Source organism: Hymenobacter monticola, from assembly GCF_022811645.1.
Lineage (GTDB): Bacteria > Bacteroidota > Bacteroidia > Cytophagales > Hymenobacteraceae > Hymenobacter > Hymenobacter monticola.
On the sequence record NZ_CP094534.1, the window covers coordinates 3923885 to 3940384 of the forward strand.

Genomic DNA, 16500 nt, shown 5'->3' on the forward strand with positions numbered 1-16500 from the left:
TAGGGCCGAAGCGGAGCTTCGGGGTACTCGTGCCATGCAAAATCCCTCCTTTAGCGGTAATTTTAGTTTTGTTCTACCGCTGAAGCTTATGCCTGCCCGCTATTTCCCACGTCTCGCGGCCCTTGCCACCGACGCCACCGCCACGCCCGCCGACCAGCTTCCGCGCCTGCGCAAGCTGCTCGAAGCCGTGCTGCGCGACGAGTACAAGCGCCGCGGCGTGAGCTTCGGCAACCTCAGCCAGGCCATCGGCTTTGTGGCCTATGAGCACGAGTTCACGGGCCGCCTGCGCCACCAGTTGCAAGCCCTGCGCCTGAGTGCCAACCTGGTGCTGCACGAAAGCTACCCCGGCACCGTGGCCGAAGTGGCCTCCGGCTTCCACGCGGTGGTGGAGCTGATTGAGCAGCTCACCGGCGTGCTCTACGACGGCCCCGCCCTGCAGCTGCCACCCGATGCCGGCCTGGAGGAAAACGAGCAGGCTGCCTTCGAAGCCGCGCTGGCTGCCCAGGCCGCCACCCCGCTGCCGCCCGCCACACCGCAAGTGGCCTGGCGCGTGCACGTGCTGGCCACCAACCTAGCCACCGGCGAGCTGACCGTGGAAATGGACAAGCCCGCCGACGGCCGCCCCGCCGGTCCCTTCGACGTGGTGCTGCCCGAAGCCTACGCCAGCCTGCTGCCCACAGCGGCCGTACTGCACCCCACGCTGCACCTCATCGGCCCGGTGCTGCTCCCCGATGGCCGCGTGCAGCCGCGCCGCGTAGTGCTCGAGCCCGACTACCTCATCAGCGTCACCACCGTGGCCGAGTGCGCCCAAAAGGACGGCACCATTCCCGAGTGGGCCCTCATCAACGCCTTTTTGCCCGATGAAACCTCGCGCTCGTTGGTGCTCGGTAACCTCGTGAACATGTTGTTGGACGAGGAAGTGAGCCACGCCGCCCGCAACGAGGAGCTGAAAAGTCAGCGCAAGGACGCCGACATGCAGGAGCGCATGGCCGCGCTGGCGAGCTTGCTCGAAAAAGGACGGCCCGGCCAGGGGTTCGCCAAAAACACTTTTAACGGAATTGAAAACACGTTCGACTCTGCCACTAGCACGAGTGTGGCCGATGAGCCAAGCACCAAGCACCAGGTACCAGGCACCACCGACTTCGACCTCGAACACTTCCTGCACAAGCGCCTGTTCCGCCTGGCACCGCTGTCGCTGAGTACTTTGCCCGAGTTTCAGACCCGCAACGGCGTGCCGGAGCTGTTCAACGACCTGCGCCGCCACCACCGCACCCTGCGCGACACCCAGCTGCGCGGCTTCGTGGCCGACAGCCGCACCGGCTACCAGCAGCAGCGCCTGCGCGTGGCCGACTGCTTCCTCGAACCCACTTTCCTTTCGGCCACCTACGGCCTGCAGGGCCGCCTCGACCTGCTGCACGAAAGCCCGACCGGCTACGACCTCATCGAGCTGAAAAGTTCGAAATCGGTTCCCGGCGGCCCGCCCTGGACCAATCACACCGCTCAGGCCCAACTCTACCGCCTGCTGCTCGAATCGGTGTTTGGGGCCGATGGCGAAACCGCGGGCCGTGGCCGCACCAGCATCCTATATTCTAATGCCGTGGATGGCCAAAGCGCCGTGCGCCGCGTCGACCAAGACCAGGCCCTGATTGACCGCCTGCTCAACGCCCGCAACCAGTTGGTCGGCGTGGAACTGCAGCTGGCCCGCGCCACCGGCCCGCGCCAGACGCGCCAGCTGCTAGCGCCCGTCATCCATCCCAACCTGGCCGGCCTGCCCAGCTTCGGGCGCGACAAAGCCCAGCACGTGGCCAACGCCTGGGCCGCCGCCGACCGCGTGGAGCGCGCCTACTGCCTGGAGCTGATTCGCTTCTCGGCCCGCGAAATGCGTCTGACCCTGCTCGGCGACGAGGCTCGCCCAGGCGATGCCGGCGGCCAGGCCGGCCTGTGGCTGCTGCCCCAGGCCCGCAAGCACCAGAACTTCAGCCTGCTCGACGAGCTGGAATTGATTGAAGACCACAGCAACGCCGACGATGATGCCCGCGACGGCCTGGGACCGCACCTGGTGTTCCAGCGGCCCGCGGGTGGGCGGGAAGTCAATTTCCGGGCCGGCGACACGCTGATTCTGTACCCGCGCCGCAAAGCCGGGGCTGCGGCCGACCAGGCCACCGCGCCGCTCGGCGTGCTCGATGCCCAGGTAGTGAAGGTGGTGCTGGCCGAAGACCTCGGCACCGACGGCCGCGTGGTGCTGTCCATTCGCAACCGGCGGCTGGCGCCCCGCTACCTGCACGGCCACTCGCATTGGGCCCTGGAGCCCGACACTTACGACACCTTCCGCCGCGAGTGGGCCAGCATCTCGGCCTTCCTCAGCCTGGCGCCGGAGCGGCGGCAGCGCCTGCTGGCCCGCACCGCGCCGCGCCGTCCCGAGCCAGAGTTCTGGACGCCCGCCTCCGAGCCCGCCACCACGGCGCCCGAGGTGGTGGCCCGCGCTCTGGCTGCGCCCGACTGGTTTGTGCTCTGCGGCCCGCCCGGCACCGGCAAAACCCGCGCCGTGCTGCGTGAGCTGGCCGAACGGCTCTATCAGCAGGACAAGCACACGCTACTGGCCGCCTACACCAACCGCGCTGTAGACGAAATCTGCGAGCAGCTGGTGGCGGCCGGGCTGCCGTTTATTCGGGTGGGCTCGCGGCTGGGCACGGCGCCGCACTACCGACCCTATTTGCTCGATAACATGTTGCGCGACTGCCCCACGCGCCAGGCCGTGCGCGACCGGCTCAAGCACTGCCCGTTCTACGTGGGCACCGTGGCCAGCCTGCTCGGAAAGCCCGAGCTGTTCACCCTCAAGCAGTTCGACCTGGCCGTGGTGGACGAGGCCAGCCAGGTGCTGGAAGCGCCCATGCTGAGCTTGCTCTCCAAAGTCAACAAGTTCATTCTCATCGGCGACCACCGCCAGTTACCTGCCGTTGTCACGCAAGAGCCCGAGGCCAGCGCCGTGGCCGAGGAAGTGGCCGACTTGCTGCAGCAGGAGCTGGGCCTCAGCAACATGCGCAACTCCTATTTCGAGCGCCTGTTCAAGAAAGCGGAAGCGCACTGGCCCCACGCCCACGGTACCCTCGCCGACCACTACCGCATGCACACCGAACTGGTGGCGCTGGTGAACGACGACTTCTACAACGGCCTGCTGCGCTGCCCCATGCCCTGGCAGCACGAGCCCCTGAACCGCGCCGCCTGGCCCGCACCCACCGACGCCTTTACCGAGCAACTGCACGCCCGGCGCTTGGTGTTCGTGCCCACCCGCCGCCAGCCCGAGGACTTGTCGATGAAAGAGTCGGCCCAGGAGGCCGACCTGGCGGCCCGCACCGCGGCCTACGTGGTGCAGGGCTACGGCCCCGATTTCAATCCTGAAACCACCCTGGGCATCATCGCCAGCTACCGCAACCAGGCGGCGCTCATTCGGGCGCGGCTGGCGGCGCTGGCGGCGGAACTGGCGCTGCCCGCGCTGGCCCAGGTCAGCGTCGATACCGTGGAGCGCTACCAGGGCTCGCAGCGCGACGTCATCGTGGTGAGTTTCTGCTGCCACCACGAGCACCAGTTAGAGCTGATGGTGTCGCCCAACGAAGACGGCACCGTCGACCGCAAGCTCAATGTGGCACTCACGCGTGCGCGGCAGCAGCTGGTGCTGCTTGGAAATGAGGAGGTTTTGCAACGCGCGCCGCACCATGCTGCGCTGCTGGCGCGCGTTGCAAAACCGTAGGGCCGCCGGCCGGCCGGCTATTGAATATCCAACAGCTCCACCTCGAAGCGCAGCACCGAATTAGGCGGGATGGAGCCGGCCTGCCGGTTCTTATAGCCGAGCGCCGACGGAATCAGCAACACGCTTTTCTCGCCTTTGCGCATGAGCGCAATGCCTTCGTCCCAACCTTTGATGACCTCGCCTGTGCCCAGCGAAAATCGGAAGGGCGCAAATCGGTTATTGTTGGCGTCGAATACTTTGCCGTTGAGCAACGTGCCGGTGTAAAGCACCGATACCGTTTTTCCGGCCACGGCCTGCTGGGCTGCGGGCACGGGCGCCACGGGCACATAGTAGAGGCCCGAGCCTTGGCGCTGGGCGTTGGCAATGTTGTTATCGACGAGGTAATTCTTGATGAGGCCCTCATCGACGGTGGCGTAGTCGACGTCCTCTTCTTTCTTGCAGGCGGTAGTGGCAATGGCGGCCGTGCCCAACAGCACCGGAAATAGAAGCCGGAGAAGGCCGGTTGAAAAAGAGAATTTCATGCGGATTTTTTAGGTGAAAATAGTGTTGGCTTTGGCCTGTTTGGGCCGCGCGTTGGTGCCCTTTAAAAAACCGGCGGCCTCGCGAAACGCGGGCCGCCGGCTTGTGAATCGACGCAATGGCCCGGAATTAGCGCACGTCCGTCACTTCCACTTCAAAGCGCAGCACGGTGTTGGGGGCAATGCTTTTGCCGGCGCCCTGTGGGCCATAAGCCAGGCCCGACGGAATCAGCAGCTCCGCCTTGTCGCCTTTGTGCATCAGGGCAATGCCTTCCTCGAAGCCGGCAATGAGCTGGCCCCGGCCCAGGGTAAACGTGAACGGGGCGGTTGGGGTAGAAGCGTCGAACACCGTACCGGCGGCATCGAGCAAGTGCCCGGTGTATTGCACCACCACCGTGGAGCCAATGGCCGGCCGCACGGCCGCCGCGTTGGTCACGACGGGCAGGAAGTACAGCCCCGAGGTTTGCTTTTGCGCGGTGGTAATGTTTTTGCTGGTCAGGTAGTTGGTAATCAGGCGGTCGTCGACGGCTTTGTAGTCGACCACTTCCACCTCAATGCGCAGCACCGAATTGGCCGGAACGAGGGGATTGGACGTCGAGGCGCCGTAGCCCAGGGCCGAGGGAATCAGCAGCTCGGCTTTATCGCCGATGTGCATCAGAGAAATGCCTTCCTCAAAACCGGGAATCAGCTGGCCCCCCCCCACCACAAAGGTTATGGGCACGTCGTTGTGCTGCGACGAGGCGTCGAACACCGTGCCGGCCGCATCGAGCAGGTGCGCGGTGTAGAGCACCGACGCATAGGAGCCCGCGGTGACCCGCGCGGCATTCGTGTTCGTTTGCACCGGCAGGAAATACAGCCCGGACGCTTGTTCCTGGGCCGTGGTGATGTTTTTGCTGGCCAGGTAGTCCGTAATCAGGCCTTTGTCGCGGGCGCTGTAGTCCGGAATCTCGGGCTCGTCCTTGTTGCAAGAAGTAGCCAGGAGGCCGGTGGAAGCGATGAGCAGGAGAAAAAAGAACCGGAACAGACCGGGCGCAAAAAGTAGTTTCATCGTGATTTTTTGGTAAAAATAGCCCAGTCCGGCCAATGGTCATCTAAGAAATGATGCGGCCTTGCTGGCCTGGGCTTAACCCCCAGAGCCGCGCAATTCGTTCGGGGTTGCACGCGGCGTTTTCGTGAGTTGCTCCGCCAGCAAGGCTAACCCCACGCCACCGGTGTACGCCAGCAGGTCGGCCCACTCAAAGTGGTTGCCTAGCAGCACGGCCACCAAGCGGTAGCGCTGCCAGCCGAGCAAGTTCAGGACATGGAAATACTGCAGGCACTCAATCAGGTACGATACCAGCAAAACCGAAAATGCTGCTCGTTTTACCGGAACACAAAAGAAACTGCGAACTAGGCAGTAGAGGAAAATGGGCGCCAACACGTCTCCCCCATAGGGCCGAACAATTTTGTCGTGTACACAAAGGGCAATGAGTATTTCGAGCGCCAGCAAGCCGCTGGCCAGCAAGAAGTACCGTTTCTCGAAGCGAAGCGGCATGGGCGGGCTAACCATGAAGAAAATGCATGGGGCAGCGCTTGGGCAACGGCTGCGCTGCGGCGGCGGGCGCATGCAGCGGCGGCGCATTCAGCGCCAGGATGCGGTCCTTATATTCGGCCGGCAGCATGGCATTTTTGGCCCATTGGCTCACGGGCCATTGTTTGGTAAGCCGGTAGGCCGTCACGGCTGGGCTTATCAGGCCGCCAGGTGGTAAGTCAAGCATCTCGCGCACACCGGACGGCACCACGAGGCCTTGCACGGCCCGCAGCAAGTGGTAGCGCGGGCCGCCCAAGTGCTTGCGGTACTGCACGTACAGGTCGGCGGTGTAGGAACTGAGCGCGAGGTTCTGGGCCAGGTGCTGCTGCCGCGCCGTCTGCCAGGTGGCGTAGGTGGTGGGCAAATCCGGAATGCCCATGCGCTGGCCTACCCGCGTGAACACGGCCATGATTTCGGCACATTCGGCTTTCGTTAGCGGGCGCTCCAACACCTCATACGCCCGGATGGAATAGCCGATGAGCATGAACAGCACGTCGCGGTAGGCCCAGTCGGGGATGGCCCGGCCGCGCTTGGCTTCCACCGCGCCATGAATGGCGGCAATGGTGTCGATGGCTTTTTCGGCCCCGGCGCGGTCGGCAAACACGATGCGGCGGGCGTAGTCGACGGTGGAGAACAGGCGGTCGAGCGGGTCGGCGGGCAGGCGCCCGGTGAAGTAGAGCCAGTCCACGGCCCTGTTCAAAGCAAACTCGGCCGCCGCGCCAGCGAAGATGAACAGCACCGTATCGGCCGAGCCCCAGATGCGGCGGACAATGGAATCGGGGGCAACAAAATAGCTCATGTTTGAAAAAGAACTTTGAAATACAAAGTTAATGAATTAAAGTTGATTCTTCATTCCCAACGTTGAAGCAGCCAGTTAAATATGATATCAACTATTTGAATGGCATAACTTCGCGTCATGGCCGCAAAAGAGAATATACCGGAATACTACCAGCGCTATAGCGAAAGCAAACCCCCGGCGGGCCAGGTTGCGGTGTATCGGCTGAAGGAGTTTGCCGGCACCGAAACCTACCCGCATGTACGCCGCGACTTTTACAAGATTAAGCTCATGCGCCAGGTGCAGGGCGTCCTCTCGTATGCTGACCAACGCGTGTCGGTGCAGGACAGTACCCTGGTGATGGTCAACCCGCTGATTCCGCATTCCTGGGAGCGGCATGGGGGCAGCCCGACTGGTTATGCCTGCTTGTTCACCGAGGAATTTGTCACGCAGCAGCTGAAAACAGCTAGCGTGGCCGGTTCGCCGTTGTTTCGGGTGGGCGCAGCGCCGGTGCTTTTCCCGCCACCCGAAACGGTAGAAAAAATTGCGGGCGTTTTTGAGGACATGCTGGCCGAAATGCAGTCAGATTACGCCAATAAGTATGATTTGCTGCGCAGCTACGTTCAAATCATTCTGCACGAAGCCCAGAAGCTGGCCCCGGCAGCGCCGCACCATCCGCCGGCCAATTCGGCGGCCCGGCTCAGCGCGGCGTTTCTGGCGTTGCTGGATGGAAGCTTTCCCATTGCCACGCCGCAGCACACGCTGCCCTTGCGTAACGCCAACGAGTTTGCGCGGCAGCTGGCCGTTCACACCAACCACCTGAACAAGGCGCTCAAGGAAACCACAGGCAAAACCACCACCGAGCACATCGCCGAAAAGCTGCTGGCCGAAGCCAAGGCCCTGCTGCGCCATAGCAACTGGAGCATGGCCGAAATCAGCTATTGTTTGGGCTTCGAGCACGCGTCGAATTTCAATAGCTTCTTTCGCAAGCACGCCGGCTGCCCGCCGAGCCAGTACCGCCGCCAGGTGGTTGTGCATTCATAAGTTTTGGATTGAATTGCATAAACCAGCCAGTCGGGTGGCCCTGACCTTTGTGGTGTTCAATCAAACCCAAAAGACATGGAAAACAGCATTGATAAAGTCATTGCCATCACGGGCGCCAGCAGTGGCATTGGCGAGGCCACGGCGCGGCTGCTTGCCAGCCGCGGCGCCAAAGTGGTGTTGGGCGCCCGGCGGCTGGATAGGCTGGAGGCCCTGGCTGCCCGCATCATAGCTGCTGGCGGGGAAGCAGCCTTTGCGCAAACCGACGTGAAAAGCCGCGCCGACTTAACTGCCCTGGTGATGCTGGCCCGGGAGCGGTTTGGCCAGCTCGACGTACTCATCAGCAATGCCGGCATCGGGCCCATTTCGTTGCTCGACGAGCTGCGAATGGACGATTGGGAGGAAATGGTGGACGTCAACATCAAGGGGTTGTTGCACGGCATTGGGGCGGCGCTGCCAGTGTTTCGGCAGCAGGGCTTCGGGCATTTCGTCAACATTGCCTCCACGGCCGGGCTCACCGTTGTGCCCACCATGGCGGTGTATGCGGGCACCAAGTTTGCCGTGCGGGCCATATCAGAAGGCTTGCGGCAGGAGGCCGGCGAGCACCTGCGCGTGACCGTTGTGTCGCCCGGCTTCGTGCACACCGACTTTGCCGATTCCATGACTAACCCGGAGGTGAAGGCCCACATTATCGCAAACCGGGATAAAATAGCCATTTCGCCCGGGGCCATTGCCCGTGCCATTGCTTTCGCCATCGAACAGCCCGCCGATGTAGACGTGGGTGAGGTGGTGGTGCGACCCACGGCGCAGGCGTAAAAAGTGGCCGCGGCAAGCCGTTGCCGCGGCCATTTCGAGCCCGGACGCTTGTTACCTTGCGGCATGAAATTCACCCAGATAACGGATTCTATATTCACGGTTGAGGATTTTCTGACCCGGCAGGAGTGCCTGGAAAACCTCGTGCTCAGCGAAAAAATTGGGTATGAGCTGGCCAAAGTGAACACGGCCGGCGGGGCCAGGGTGCGGACGGACATCCGCAACAACAACCGCGCGTTTTACAAGAGCGAGGAGCTGGCCCAAACGCTGTGGGAGAAGCTCCAACCTTTTGTGCCGCAGCAGCTGGGGCACAGCCACCCCATCGGCCTCAACGAGCTGTTTCGGTTTTACCGCTACCAGCGCGGGCACCAATTCAAGGGCCATTTCGACGAAAGCTACATCCGCAACGAGCGCGAGGCCAGCTACTTCACCTTCATGGTGTACCTGAACGACAATTTCCAGGGCGGCGACACCACGTTTCGGGGGCTGCGCATTCAGCCCCGACAGGGCATGGCGCTCATTTTTTTGCATAGCCTTTTCCACGAAGGCAGCGAGGTGACGCAGGGCGTGAAATACGTGCTGCGCTCGGACGTGATGTACCGGACGGAGGAAGCTGTTATCTAGTTATTTTATTAATTATTAGTGAAACGTCAAATGACAATTATTGAAAGACTTCACAAAGCCATCCAATGGCAATTGCCATTAAATGAGCAGTTGGCCACTATGGCTCAGTTTGACAGTATCACGGATGCAGAAATTGAACAGTTGTTTGATGAGCATAAGTCGTTCGAAGTAGGGTACTTGCTTGAGTACCTAGGACCTGTAAAACTCCAAAAATATCTGCCGCAATTCCTTCAATTCCTTCAGGATATTAATTGGTCTAGTGCGGGTGGGGCAGCAAGAATGCTTCGCGCGGCTGGTGAGATGGCAGTGCCCGAGGTTAGGCGAATATTCAGGGAAGAAGACGATTCCTGGTGGAATTACTGGCTAATTCTGAATGTGGTGGGTTTTTGGAAAACCGAAGTTGTCGCCAGCCTCAAACCAGACCTGTTATATCTTATTGATAATCCTGACAATGTAGGGACTGGTACTTATGCATTTAAGATTGTAAATGAGCACAACCTGCTAGATAAAGAGGGAAGGGATGGGCTCTATCAGCAATTGCGTAAAGATTATGAGTTGATGCCTCCTGATAAGTGGAGCGGTGGTAAATGGCCAACGCATCGGGCTAGCTTGATTGCGGAATTGGATGAGGTGAAGCAAGAAGTGTCTTAGGCTTGTGCCGGTAGAAAAACAGTATCAGCAGTGGCAGCAGCGTCAGCTCGGCCACTACGCCGAAGAGCAGCGTGAGACCGATGAGCAGGCCCACGTAGAATGTGCCGTCGAAAGACGAAAACAGTAGGGTGGAAAAGCCACCCACCAGGATGAGTGAGGTGACGATGACCGCCTTGCCGGCCAGCAGGTAAGTATGCTTCACGGCTTTAAATAAATTAGACTCGTGGGCGAGGGTGAGGCGCAACTTGCTGATGAAGTGAATGGTATCATCGACGGCAATGCCGAAGGCGATGGTGAAGATGATGCTGGTGCTCACCTTCATGCTCACGCCGGACAGGCCCATCACGCCGGCCACGATGAGGATGGGCACGAGGTTGGGAATGAGCACCACCACCGTCATGCGCAACGACCGGAACAGCGCCAGCACGATGAGCGTGACCATCACAATGTCGATGCTCATGCCGGTTATCATGTTCAACGTGAGGTTCTCGTTGTTCTTGTCAATCAGGTTGCTGGAGCCGGTGAGGCGGGTGCGCAGTACCGTGCTGTCGATGCGGGTGCGCAGGTAGCGGCGCAGGTTGTCGTTGAGGGCATCGGCGCGGATGCTGCCCACGTCGGCCATGCGGCCGGTGAGGCGGCCAGCCGTGCCGTCGGGCAGGGCCAGGGCGCTGAACTCGGGCTTTTTGCGGAAGAGCTTGAGCTTGCCGCGCAGACGGGCCAGTTCCACGGAGTCGGCCGGGAGGCGGTACTCGGCCAGGCCGCCGCCGTTCAGGGCCTTGCGCACCGATTTCACCAGCGTGACGGGCGAGGCAGCGAAGCGCAGGCCGTAGGTGCGCTGCAGGTAACCTTCAATCTGCTCGGTCTGGCGCAGCACGTCCAGGTCGTAGATGTCGCGCCCGCCGGCTGGCTTCAGCTCCAGTTCAAAGGGACGCACGCCGGCAAACTTCTGCTCAAAAAAGGCGAAATCGAGCCGCACGGGGTCGTTTTTGGAAAGGTCATCGAGCAGCGAGGAATTGATGCGGACCCGCGTAGCCAGGCCGAAAGACGCGGCAATGACCAGGCCGCTCACCGCAAAAATCAGCCGCCGCCGCACCAGTACCGTGCGAAACAGGCGGCCCAGCACGCCGTCCCAGCTGTGGCCCTGCTGGCGCGGCACCCGCAACTGGGGCTTGCGCAGCAGCAACAGCAGCGCCGGCAGCAGCGTGAAGCTGAGCACGAAGGCCAGCAGCACCGCAATGCCGGTGAAGAGCCCGAAGTTGTAAATCGGCCGGATAGTGCTGGTCATCAGCGTGAAAAAGCCCAGGCTGGTGGTCAGTGCCGACAACCCCGAGCCGAACCCCGATTCCTTGAGCGTAACCCGTAGGGCGTCTTTTTTGCTGGCACCGTAGCCCAGCTCGCTCACGTAGCGCGTGATGATGTGCACGGTATCGGAAGTGCCCACTACGAACATCATCACCGGCAGCAGGGCCGTCATCAGGTCGATGCTCACGTCGCAGGCACCCATCACGCCCAGGCCCCACAAAATGGCCCCCAATACCACCACCAGCGGCAGCACTACGCCCCACCAGGTTCGAAATGTGAACCAAAGCAGGCCCGTGACCAGCAGCACCGAGAGGCTCATGAACACGGCCAGCTCCCATTGCAGCCTATCCACAAACACCGACTGCGCCACGGCGCGGCCGGCGAAGTGATAGTCTTTTTCGGCGAATTTCAGCTGGGCCAGGCTGGCCCGAAGTGAAGCCAGCAGTGAGTCGCCGGGCGGCTTTTTGAGGTCGGGCGTGGTTTGGATGACCAGCGCCACGGCCCGGGCATCGGGGCTGAAAACGTTGCCGACGAGGCCGGGTGTGCGGTATATCAGCGCGGAATCCTGGGCGCGGCGGGCGGGTTCGTCGGGGTGCAGGTAGGGCAGGTTGAAAAAGCCCAGGCCTTCGACGACCGGGTTTGAGATGGTGGTGGGGGAGGTGACGGCCACCACGTGCCGCTCGCGCCGGGCCAGCTGCGTAAGCGAGTCGACGCGTTGAATGAAATCGGGTGCAAACACCGTCTGGCCGGCGGGCGCTTCCAGGCCCAGCAGCAGGTAGTCGTTGTCGTTGCCGAAGCGGCGGGTGTAGCCCTGGTAGTAGTCCAGGTCGGGGTCGCCCGCGGGGTAGAAGTCGTTGAAATTGTAATTGAAGCGCAATTGCGCCACGTAATAGGCGCTGAGGGCGGACAACAGCCCGAGCACAAGCAGGGCCAGATAAGCAGTACGACGAAGGGGCATTAGGGAAACGAAGCAGGCGGCGGGCGTGAGGACTTCCGGCGGAGGTACGCAGCGTGCCGGAATTTGAACGAGCCGTTGTATCTTTCAGCTACGAACTCAACAACCATCCAACCATGAAAAAGTCCCTGCTTGCCCTCGCCCTGTTTGCCGTTGCCGGCACCACCGCCTTCGCCCACGACGGCCACGACAAAGACGGTAAAAAAGGCAAGAAAGCCGTTTGCTCCACCGAAGCGAAAGCCTCTTGCTCCAAAGACATGAAGGGCAGCATGGCCGGCGGCCATTCCTGCTGCATGAAAGGTGGCAAAACGGCCGCCGCCCCGGCTCCCGCCAAGGCGGAAGTAGCCGTGAAGCAATAAGTTGCGTCCGGCTTCGGCCGCGAAACCTGACAAAAGCAAAAAGCCCCGCCAGACGATTCCGGCGGGGCTTTTTGATTGGTTGACGAGGCCGTTGGAGATTCCGGAACGACGTAGGGGCGGGGCTTGCCCCCGCCCGGCTGTTCGCGCCGGCTCAACGATTTTGTTCAACGATGGGCGGGGGCAAGCCCCGCCCCTACGTCGTTCCGGATGCGTCCACAAAATCCGTGGAATCCGTAAAATCCGAGCGAATCCGTGGTCCTTAGTGCACGGCGTTGGTTTTCTTGCAGCAGTCGGGCAGGCGGTTGTAGGCGCGGGCGTCGGCGGTGAGGTCGTCGGCGTCGTAGCCGGTTTTCTGCACGGCCGTGCGCAGGGCGGCGGGCGTGGTTTTGTCAGCCTTATAGGTGACGGTCACGACCTGCGACGGCACATCAAGCACGGCGCTTTGCACGCCTTTCTCGTAGGCCAGGCTTTTCTCAATGCGGGCTTTGCACATGTCACACACAGCCGAGGTTTTAAACTTAGCCGTGGCCAGGCCGTTGGCCGAAGCCTGGGCAACTGCCGGCGCTGTTGTGGCGGGGGCCTGGGCCTGGGCCGAGATGCTGAGCAGCGACAAAAACGAAAGCGACAGCGGGAGGAAGAATTTCATAATCGAAGATTAAAAGCGGGTGACGGCAGCCTAACAAAATTGCTGCCGGAAAAATTTGGAGGAAGCTCTGGCTTGCGGTCTTATTCTATGCGGTAGCGCAGGCCCGCGTAAGTCAGGCGGCCGTACACCGGGCCCCACACCATGGCCGCGTCGAACGTCGGACCAAAGGGGGTGGCGGCTCCTTCAATGGGATTGGGCTGACGATAGTTCGTTAGATTTTCTACCCCAACATAGAGGTCCAGGCGCTTGAAGCCGCGGGTGAGCTGGGCGTTGAGCAGGGCGTAGCGCGGCGTGGTTTCGGGGCGGTACTCCTGAGCCGCGCCGTGGGCGTGCGTGGCCGTGATGTGTGCCACCGGCCGCTGCCCGAACCACTGCACCGTGAAGTCGCCGCGCCACTTGTCGAAGGCGCTGGCGTAGCCCAGGTTCAGGAAGGCGCGGTGGGCAGGGGTGAGGGGCTTGGGCAGCAGCACGTTGTCGTAGGTGGTGCGCACGTCCAAGTACTTGTAGGCGCCTTTCACCTGCAAGCCTTTCAGCGGTTCCAGCTGCAGCTCGGCCTGCAGGCTACGGGCGAAGGAGCGGGCGCCCGGCGCCAGGTTGTCGAGGGTGATGAGGCTGGGCGCGGTGTACATGTCGGCCACCACCTGGTTCTGGAATTCGGTGTGGTAGTAGTCGAGCACGAAGGTGGCCGGGTGGCCCAGTGCGGTGAAGTACTGCGTGGCGCTGCCGCCCAGGTTCCAGGCCTTTTCGGGCTGCAGGTTGGGGGCGATGACGAACTCGCGGGCGCTGGCCAGCACGGCGGCGTTGTCGGCAATGGGGTTGGCCACGCGGAAGCCGCGGCCAGCGGCGGCGCGCAGCACGGTGTTCTTCAGCACGTCGTACTTCAGGTTCAGGCGGGGCGTCACCTGCCAGCCGTAGAGGTTGTGGTGGTCGGCGCGCAGGCCGGCCACCACGGTCAGGTTGCGGCTGTTCTGGTAGGTGTATTCGGCAAAGGCGCCCGGCACCAGCTCGCGGCGGGTGCGGTGCTCGCGGGCCTCCACGTCGGCTGGCGTTTCGATAATGTAGCGGCGGCCGGCGGTCAGGCGCTCGTTGTAGTTGTCGTACAAAAAGCTCAGCCCCGTGCGGTACACGTGCGCCGTATTGCCCAGCGCGCTCTGGAAGAGCAGCGTGGCCTGCCCGGTGCGCTGCCGTCCGTCGTAGCTGCGCGACGACGGGGTGGTCACGTAGTAAAACGGCTCGCTTGGGTCGTGGTCGGTGTGCAGGTTCTGGTAGCCGTAGGAATACCGCGAGGTGAAGTCGTGGTCGGTGCCCGTCAGCAGCAGGCCCAGGCTCTGAAAGGGACGCGACGGCCAGGTATAAGAAGTCTTCGCGTAGCCCGTGTAGCGGGTGGTGGCCTGCGTGGTGCCGTAGCTCTGCGTGAAGGCCTCCGCGCCCGTATCGCGGAAACCGACCTGCCCGCCTTGCCGGGTTTCGCGCAGCGCGCCCAGGCCCACTTCACTCACCCAGCCGTTGCCCGAGAGGTACTTCCACTTGTTGAATGCGTTGAACTGCGTAGCCAGCGGCAAGTCCAGGAAGCCGTCTTTGTTGCGGTCGACGCGGTTGCCGAGGTGGTCGGTGTGCAGCAGCAGCACCGTGCTCCATTTCGCATTCAGGCGGGCCGAGGTGTTGAGGTTGACGTCAAATTTGCCGAGGTCGTTGGCGTAGGCGTTGAACAGCAGCTGGTCGGTTTTCTCCGGCTCTTTCAGCTTCACGTTTATCTGGCCCGAAATGGCCTCGTAGCCGTTCACCACCGAGCCCGTGCCCTTAATGATTTCAATGTTGTCAATCCAGGGCCCGGCCAAATAGCCCAGCCGGTAGGGGGCAGCCAGCCCGCGCAGGGCCGGCTGGTTGTCCACGGTCAGCAGCGAGTAGCTGCCGTCGAGCCCAAGCAGCTGAATCTGCTTGGCCCCGGACACAGCATCCGAGGTCGTGACCTCCACCGAGGCGTTGGTTTCGAAGCTCTCGGCCAGGTTGCAGCAGGCCGATTTGGTGAGGTCGCGGCTGGAAATGACCTGCACGTTGGCCGGCGTCAGCGACGAGTAAGCGGGCGCGCGGTCGGTCACCGTTACCTCGCCCAGCTCCTGGCCGGGGCGCAGCGCCGCCCGCAGGTAGGGGGCGCCGGTGGCCGGCACGGCCAGTGTATCGGCCCGGTACCCCAACGCTTGCACCACCAGCCGCGAGGCCGCGCGCGCCGGCCGGGTCAGCGTGAACCGCCCGGCTTCATCCGAAGTAGTGGTGATGACGGTTGCATTAGCGTCGTCAGCATCAAAGAGCCAGCGCAGCACCGCGCCGGGCAGGGGCGTGCCCTTGCCGGCTTCCGTGACTTCGCCCCGCACCGGGGCAATCGTTTGGGCCTGCGCCGCACCCGGCACCAGCCCGGCAGCTATGGTTGCCGCAAGTACAAAAGGCGGGACAATCCCGCGAATAGGTTTCATAAGGTCTGTAATTTAAGGCTTTCTGAAGCATCGGCAGCATCAGCTGCCATCCAGCCCCGTCGGCAATGAAGCCACCGGGCGCATTATCAGAAAGCCCTAAACCACCAGTGTGCAGGCAAAAGCCAGCAAGCCGCGTCCACCCCACGGGGGCGGCGACGAGTCGGCCGCAAACCAGCGTGGGGCGCTGCCTACGGGCAGGGCAGCCAAATCAGGCTGCGCCCAAGCCGGCGGCGCCAGCAGCAGGGCCGGCCCCGGCAAGGGCACCAATACCTTAGCCGCCAGCTCGTGGGCCGGGGTCGTGAGCTTGTGCAGCTGCTTGCTAAAATCGCAGCAGTTGTCCTTGGCTATGGGCGCGTCGGGCGCCATGCCCGCCGTGCACCCTTGCAGCTCGGCCGCCCGCCCCGCCACCGAAAGCGCCACCGTGCTACGGCCGCTCATGCGGCAGGTCAGGCGCTGCACCGTGAGGCCCACCGAGGCGGTGAGCACCAACACGGCCAGCAACAGGCTGACGAGGCGACGGAGCAACGAAGGGCGCGACATAACTTCTGCAAAGATAAACAGCACTTTCAAGGTTAATCGTGCGAAAATCGGGCGGCCGGAGTGCAACATCCTGGGAAACGTTTCTGAAACCAGCTGTCATTCATACATGCCGGAGTCTCGACCCCGCCAGCCGTGAAGCGGCGCCACTTTGGTAGCTATTGGCACTATGAAACGCTGTAACCGCCTAGTGGCAGCATATTCAGTGAGAGTTAGTCTCGCCGCTTGGCGGCTTCAGTCTTGAGCGAATACAATACTCTGCCTGCGGGGCGCTGTTTCGCAGCCAGTTTGAATTTTGGGCAGAGAGAAATGCCTATAGAATCAACCTGACATAATGTCAAAAAGCTGTATGGGGCTTGAGTACTCTATTACTGAAAGGAAGAGAATAGCATTAAAAACGCGGCTGAAATACCCAAGAAAGCACTTTTTCTTTTGTGGTAGGAAATGGTAAATTGTGGTTGAATTTCGGATGCAGTCCCGTACATTTGCC

14 protein-coding genes are annotated in these 16500 nt (G+C 62.1%); 6 read left to right on the top strand and 8 right to left on the bottom strand.

The features are described from left to right. Positions 1-88: 88 nt before the first annotated feature. Positions 89-3748 carry an AAA domain-containing protein gene (locus MTP16_RS16210; protein WP_243511645.1) on the top strand — a complete coding sequence of 1220 codons (3660 nt, stop codon included), beginning with the start codon at positions 89-91 and terminating at the stop codon, positions 3746-3748. Between the two features lie 17 nt (positions 3749-3765). On the opposite strand, the gene MTP16_RS16215 is transcribed toward MTP16_RS16210, so the two are convergent. The 4 genes from MTP16_RS16215 to MTP16_RS16230 form a co-directional block, all read right to left on the bottom strand. Further along, positions 3766-4269 (bottom strand): FKBP-type peptidyl-prolyl cis-trans isomerase, encoded by a 504-nt coding sequence (locus tag MTP16_RS16215; protein ID WP_243511647.1) that lies wholly within the window; start codon positions 4267-4269, stop codon positions 3766-3768. A 127-nt stretch (positions 4270-4396) separates the two neighbouring features. Then, on the bottom strand, positions 4397-5314 hold the full coding sequence (locus tag MTP16_RS16220; RefSeq protein WP_243511649.1) for an FKBP-type peptidyl-prolyl cis-trans isomerase: 918 nt from the start codon (positions 5312-5314) through the stop codon (positions 4397-4399). A 75-nt stretch (positions 5315-5389) separates the two neighbouring features. After that, positions 5390-5755, bottom strand: coding sequence for a ribosomal maturation YjgA family protein (locus tag MTP16_RS16225; RefSeq protein WP_243511651.1), 366 nt, complete (start codon positions 5753-5755; stop codon positions 5390-5392). A gap of 52 nt (positions 5756-5807) precedes the next feature. Beyond that, on the bottom strand, positions 5808-6635 hold the full coding sequence (locus tag MTP16_RS16230) for an oxygenase MpaB family protein (RefSeq protein ID WP_243511653.1): 828 nt from the start codon (positions 6633-6635) through the stop codon (positions 5808-5810). Between the two features lie 117 nt (positions 6636-6752). Between MTP16_RS16230 and MTP16_RS16235 the strand changes: the two genes are divergently transcribed. The 4 genes from MTP16_RS16235 to MTP16_RS16250 all read left to right on the top strand — a co-directional run bounded on the left by MTP16_RS16235 (position 6753) and on the right by MTP16_RS16250 (position 9740). Beyond that, positions 6753-7655, top strand: a complete 903-nt coding sequence (locus MTP16_RS16235) for a helix-turn-helix domain-containing protein (RefSeq protein ID WP_243511655.1) — start codon at positions 6753-6755, stop codon at positions 7653-7655. 75 nt (positions 7656-7730) lie between these two features. Continuing rightward, entirely contained in the window at positions 7731-8468 is a 738-nt protein-coding gene (locus tag MTP16_RS16240; protein ID WP_243511657.1) for an SDR family oxidoreductase, read from the top strand. A gap of 63 nt (positions 8469-8531) precedes the next feature. Beyond that, entirely contained in the window at positions 8532-9089 is a 558-nt protein-coding gene (locus tag MTP16_RS16245) for a prolyl hydroxylase family protein (protein ID WP_243511660.1), read from the top strand. A 30-nt stretch (positions 9090-9119) separates the two neighbouring features. Continuing rightward, the gene (locus MTP16_RS16250) at positions 9120-9740 is read left to right on the top strand and encodes a DUF5071 domain-containing protein (protein WP_243511662.1); all 621 of its coding nucleotides are present in this window, start codon (positions 9120-9122) and stop codon (positions 9738-9740) included. Here MTP16_RS16250 and MTP16_RS16255 read toward each other — a convergent pair. Then, positions 9694-12000, bottom strand: a complete 2307-nt coding sequence (locus tag MTP16_RS16255; protein WP_243511664.1) for an efflux RND transporter permease subunit — start codon at positions 11998-12000, stop codon at positions 9694-9696. The genes MTP16_RS16250 and MTP16_RS16255 overlap by 47 nt on opposite strands. Before the next feature lie 113 nt (positions 12001-12113). Here MTP16_RS16255 and MTP16_RS16260 point away from each other — a divergent pair, with 113 nt between their 5' ends. Next, the gene (locus MTP16_RS16260) at positions 12114-12356 is read left to right on the top strand and encodes a hypothetical protein (RefSeq protein WP_243511666.1); all 243 of its coding nucleotides are present in this window, start codon (positions 12114-12116) and stop codon (positions 12354-12356) included. A gap of 259 nt (positions 12357-12615) precedes the next feature. On the opposite strand, the gene MTP16_RS16265 is transcribed toward MTP16_RS16260, so the two are convergent. The 3 genes from MTP16_RS16265 to MTP16_RS16275 form a co-directional block, all read right to left on the bottom strand. Further along, entirely contained in the window at positions 12616-13002 is a 387-nt protein-coding gene (locus MTP16_RS16265; RefSeq protein WP_243511668.1) for a heavy-metal-associated domain-containing protein, read from the bottom strand. Positions 13003-13082: 80 nt separating this feature from the next. After that, positions 13083-15473 carry a TonB-dependent receptor gene (locus MTP16_RS16270; protein ID WP_243511670.1) on the bottom strand — a complete coding sequence of 797 codons (2391 nt, stop codon included), beginning with the start codon at positions 15471-15473 and terminating at the stop codon, positions 13083-13085. A gap of 96 nt (positions 15474-15569) precedes the next feature. Continuing rightward, complete coding sequence (locus MTP16_RS16275) at positions 15570-16013, bottom strand: hypothetical protein (protein ID WP_243511672.1); 444 nt, start codon at positions 16011-16013, stop codon at positions 15570-15572. Between the last annotated feature and the right edge of the window lie 487 nt (positions 16014-16500).